The organism is Actinomadura sp. GC306 (assembly GCF_004348665.1).
Classification (GTDB): domain Bacteria; phylum Actinomycetota; class Actinomycetes; order Streptosporangiales; family Streptosporangiaceae; genus Spirillospora.
In genome coordinates, this window is the sequence record NZ_SMKM01000379.1 from 1 (window position 1) to 5,139 (window position 5,139).

Below are 5,139 nucleotides of genomic sequence, written 5' to 3' on the forward strand. Positions count from 1 at the left end.
GGCCGCGGCGGGGGTTCCGGAGCCGCCCGCGGGTGGGGTGCCGGTGCGGGCCGCTCGTCGAGATCGCTGTCCAGCAGTTCCAGAAGTTCCCCGGAGCTGGGCCGCAGTTCCGGCGGATCGTCGAGCGAGCACCGCAAGGCGTCGCCGAACGCGCTGGAGCGCAGCCGTTCGTCGAGCGCGTCCAAAGCCGGATGGGGGTCCTCGCCGCGGACGCCGGTCAGGGCCCGCAGCACCGCCACCGCGACCTTGTAGCGGTCGGTTCGGACGGTGAGGCGCTCCCCCGGCGGCACCGCGGGGTCGTTCCAGGAGTTGCACTCCACCCAGGGCCGCGATGACAGCCCGCAGCCGTCCATGTCGATGAGGAAGACGCGGCCCTCGCCCCGCTGCCAGAACATGTTCGCGTACGACCAGTCCCCGTAGACGACGCCGCGGCGCTCCAGCAGGGCGGCGACGCGCAGGATGTGGCGGGCGACCCCGAGGCGCTCCGCCCGATCCGGGACCCCGAGCCCCCGGGCTTCGTAGAACCCGGGGTCGGTCTGCACCAGTTGGTCCAGGTTGAGCGGAAGCCGCTCGGGCGGCCCGAACGGCGTTCGCACCAGCGTGGAGAACTCGGCGGGGGCCTTCGCCATGAGGACCCCGACCGTCCTGCCGTCCGAGACGACGCGGCTGACCGGCCAGCAGGTCGCCGTGTCGACGAGGACCAGGTCGTGCGGGGGCATGGCGGCGGGCAGCGCGATCAGCCGGTCCAGGACCTCGGCCGGCTCCTCGGGGATGCCCGGCTTGTAGCGCTTGACAAGCCACCCCGGATAGGCGGCGCTTTCGTACACGGCCGTGGACTGGCCGTTCTCCCCTGCGATCCGCAGCCCCTCGGCGGCCACGTCCGCCAGCTGCGTGACCGGCCCGAACGGCCGGTCCGACCAGGCCCTCACCGGTCGCACCAGACGACGACGGCGGTGCGGTCGTCGAGTCGTCCGCGCGCGTCGTAGCCGACGTCGGCCACGAACGAGGCGATGTGCGGCGGCTCGGCCCAGCGTTCGGCGAACCACGGTGCGGCGCCGTCCGCGAGGACGTCCCCGATCCCGTCGGTGACGAGCGCCAGCACCGCGCCCTCTTCCAGAGTCAGTTCCGTGGTCTGCGCCCGATCCGGATGGAAGGGCAGGAATTCGGACAGCACATCCCGGTCCGGCCCTTCCTTGTCGGCACCGACGAGGCGGGTCCATCCGGAGCCGGTGCGGGTCCATGCGCCGACGTCTGCGATCCAGGACACCCAGACCCGGCGGCGTCCGTCCGCGGCCGGCTCCACCGGGACGGCCGCGGCGAGCGCCGCCGCCCGCACGTCGTTGTCGGCCGCCTTCTGCCGGTGCGCCATCCCCGACATCTGCCGGGCCGCGTCGAGGAAGAGCGCGGGCCCGTCCAGCGGGGCGCCGCTTCCGAGGTCCGCGCGGAGCCGGCCGATCAGGGCGGTGACCGCGACGTTCGCGCCCAGGTGCGAGCGACTGCTGTCGGACATCCCGTCGGCGACCGCGACCAGCAGGTACCGCCGGCCGGGGTCGCGGCCGATCCGGTAGGCGTCCTGCCGGTGCTGCGCGGGCTCGGCGCAGCGGTGCCCGGGCCCCACGACCGAGGCTGCCCGGACGGTCAGGGCACCGACGCGGACGGCGTCGGCGGCGATGCCCGATATCGCGGGCTCGTCCGGCAGCCGCCACGGCTCCCGCGACTGCCGGGCCCCCGCGCCGAGCGGGCGCGGGAAGTCCATGCCGGCGAGCTCGGACGGCCCCGGTGGCGCGGCGGCCGCGGGCCGGGCGGCCGGGGTGGGCCGCCGTCGGCTCAGGAGTCCCACGGCATCGGCCTCCACTCGTCCACGACGTTCTCGGGGCGGTTGCGCAGATCGTCCGGCATGACGTCCTCGTCATCGGTGGCGTCCACCACCGGCGCGGGGATCACGGACGGTTCCGCAGCGGCCGGCACCGGCAGCTCCCGGGTACCGAACAGGTCGGTCCGCGCGTCCGGCTGGAACACGCCGGTGATGGGGCCCAGCAGCCGGCGGAGCATCTCGTTGACCTCGGCGGGCTGCATGATGTTCTGCTCAACGGCACGGTTGAACAGCTCGATGACACGCTCCTCGCGGATCTCCTCGTGCTTGCGCATGTCCATGATCAGGTCTCCGACCCGGTTGCGGTCCTGCGCCAGGTACATCAGGAACAGGTCGGAGCTGTTGCGCACCGAGGCGCGCAGCGCGCCCACCTCCTCCTCGCTGAGCTGCCGCTCGACGCGGGCGTCGTCCAGCCGCTCCTGCTTGGCGCGGCTGCGCTGGTCGGGCTCGGCGGCGACGAAGCAGCGATGGACGGTGATCCCCTCCGGATACTGCCGGTACTCGGCGGCGAGCCGGTCGGCCAGCACCGCCTCCATCTCGGAGATCTGCTCGATCCGGTAGCCGTGCCCGACCGACCGCGCCACGGTCAGCAACCGCGAGCGGACCAGCCGGGCGCCGTCGGCCAGGCCCCGCCGCACCACCCGGACCGGGTCGGTGACCGACCACTCCGCCTCCACCGTCACCACGAACCGGGCCGTCTCGGTACGGCTCGGCACCGATGCCGTGAACGTGTCGGAGCGCAGGGTCGTGTCGACCTCGAACCGCCACTCGTAGCGGGTGGCGCCGAACCCGCCGAACCGGCCGCGCGGCGGCGCGGTGAGGTGCTCAGTGCGCCCATCGCGGTCGGAGTAGACGAGGGCGCGCCCAGGCATCGCCGCGGCGGGGGCGGCCGTCCGCACCGGGGTCCGGCTGATGATGACCGGGGCCGCGAGCGGGGCGTCCTGCCGGTCCGGGGACTGCGGAACCTCTGCCCGCGGGCCTTCTGCGTTCTGGTCCACCTGGGTCACCTCCTGTTGAGGGCGTTCAGTACGTCGGCGGAACTCGCCGGGGCGATGCCGTCCGCCCATCCGCGGGCCGCGTACCGCAGCCGCCCCGCCGTCGTCTCGTCGGTCGCGACGGCCTGGGCGAGCCGCGCCAGCGAACGGCGCACGAGCGGCACCCGGTCGGCCGCCGCCGCCCACTCGCCGAAGATCTCCCGGGCGCTCTCGTGGACGACCGCGTCGTTGAGGACCGTCCGCCACAGCGCCGCGATCTCGTGCATCCGCGCGGCGTCCATCGACGCGATGTGCAGCAGGCCGGGCCAGTCGAAGTCATCACCCGGCAGCCGCCGGACGAGCTGCCCCGCGGCCGTGAGGAACGCCAGCCGGGCGACCGTGGCGCAGGTCCCGGCGTCACCGCGCGTCCATGCCAGCAGTCCCGCGGGGACCTGTCCGCCGTCCCACTCGGTCTCCCACAGCTCGGTGACGGACTCGCACACCGCCGCCGTCACCGCGAGGGCGTCGTCGGCGGCGTGCTCGCCGAGCCGGTCCAGGGCGGCGGACACCCCGCCCTCGCCCGGCGCGTCACCGGGGCCGCGCTCGTACTCCACCCGCCAGGCGCGAGCCGCGGTCGCGCGGAGCTGGACGGGCTGCCCCGGCGCGCTCCAGCCGCGCAGCAGTTCCCGGACGGGTTCGCGCAGCGCCGGATGCTGCCGCACCGTCGCATGCAGTGCGGCGGCGGCGACGGTCCGGGCCTGCCGGTCCCGGCGTCGGGCCACCGGCTCGATGACGAGGGCGCGGACCAGGTCGAAGCCGCGAGCCGCGAGGAAACCGGTAGCGACGGCGGTGCGGGTGCGGACGCTCTCCAGGGGGTGCTCGGCGCACCAGCGCAGCCAGGCCAGCAGAAGAGGGCGCTGCTCGTCGAACTCGCGCCAGAAGTATCCGAGCACCTTGCCTTGCGCGGACGGGTCGAGGTAGCGGATGACCTCGGTCGGTGCCGTCGCCCCGTACCGCAGCCGAACCGTGGAGGGAACGGTGTGCGCACCGAGGCTGTTCAGCCACTTCCGCTTCGTCGGCGCCAGCCGAGCGTTGAGGGGGCGGAGCGAGTCGCGATGCGGGGCCGCCGGCTCCAGGTCGCCCTTCAGCTTCATCGCGGCGAGCGCGACCGTCTCGTACGGTTCGCCGCTCAGCACGGCCGTGGACACCGCCATGCACTGCACGGAGAGGTCCTCAAGGCTCTCGAACCACTCGGCGCGCCGCTCGTCGTCGCGCAACCGCAACGCCTGCCCGGCCGTGCGGGCGAGCGGGAGCGCCTGCCGGTAGGCATGCGCGAGTTCGTCGGCGACGGTCCGCGCATGCCGCGGCGGGCCGTCCTGAGCCAGCTGCTCGTCGAGGAGTTCCCGGACGCCCGGTTCGTCGAGCAGGATGCGTGCCTTGGCCGCGCCCAGCTCCAGCGCGAGCAGGCCGCGGGTGATCTCCCGTCGGTCGCGGACCCGGCCGGGGCGCAGCACCAGGTCGGCCGCGCGGGCGTCGGCGAGCGGACGCGCCGCGTCCACCGTGATCACCAGGTGGGCGCCGGCGGCCTCCAGCAGCGCGGCGGCGTGGTCGAGGCCGAACGCGGTGATCGCGCCCGGCCGCAGCGGGTCGCGGTAGACGTAGCCGGCCCCCTCGGCGAGGTCCTCGGCGGTCAGCTCGTCCAGCCCGATCGCGGGGTCCACCCCGTGCAGCGCGGGCGTCTCCCCGCCGAGGACGCACAGCAGCCGGCGCGCCGCCGCGAACCGGCCCGACCCGCGGTCCCCCTGCAGAATCACGATCCGGCGGCCCCGGGCGCGGCGGCACAGCTCGTCGAAGTCCGCGGGCTCGACGAACGCCTGCTCGACCTCCTGGACGTCCCGTGGCCGCAGCGGGGCCACCCGGCCGCGCTGACCGCCTGGAGCGCCGTAGTAGTGGTTGTGCTGGTCGCGGCCGACGTACTGCCCCGCGCGCCCGTATCCGGACAGCGCGTCCCGCTCGGTGCCGATCCGGTCCTGGATCGCGCCGCGCGGTCCGCGCTCGTTCAGGACGTCCGTGTGGGACGGGGGCGCCTCCTCCCGGCCGCCGTCCGCACCATCCTCGTGCTCCGGCGGTACCGCGGCGTCGGAACCCGCCCGCTGCGGATCTTCTGCTTCGCTCGGTTCGCTCATGACCGTCCGTAGTAGTGGTTGTGCTGGTCGCGCATGACGACCGTCCCGTTCGGGGCGTACGCGTACATCGCCGGCGCCGGGGGGCCGGCGATGTACGCGTACGCCC

4 protein-coding genes are annotated in these 5,139 nt (G+C 74.7%); all 4 read right to left on the bottom strand.

All coding sequences use genetic code 11. The features are described from left to right. The coding region (locus tag E1200_RS31115) for a hypothetical protein (protein WP_131955862.1) at positions 1–929 on the bottom strand (929 nt) is incomplete at its 3' end. Next, positions 926–1,840 (bottom strand): protein phosphatase 2C domain-containing protein, encoded by a 915-nt coding sequence (locus E1200_RS31120; RefSeq protein ID WP_131955864.1) that lies wholly within the window; start codon positions 1,838–1,840, stop codon positions 926–928. The genes E1200_RS31115 and E1200_RS31120, both read right to left, overlap by 4 nt. After that, positions 1,828–2,871 (bottom strand): hypothetical protein, encoded by a 1,044-nt coding sequence (locus E1200_RS31125; protein WP_131955866.1) that lies wholly within the window; start codon positions 2,869–2,871, stop codon positions 1,828–1,830. Before E1200_RS31125 ends, E1200_RS31120 begins: the two co-directional genes overlap by 13 nt. A gap of 5 nt (positions 2,872–2,876) precedes the next feature. Next, positions 2,877–5,033, bottom strand: coding sequence for a hypothetical protein (locus E1200_RS31130; protein ID WP_131955868.1), 2,157 nt, complete (start codon positions 5,031–5,033; stop codon positions 2,877–2,879). Positions 5,034–5,139: the final 106 nt, after the last annotated feature.

Excerpts from the sequence above, each read along its gene's own strand:
- E1200_RS31130 (WP_131955868.1), bottom strand. The coding sequence starts at position 5,033 with ATGAGCGAACCGAGCGAAGCAGAAGATCCGCAGCGGGCGGGTTCCGAC.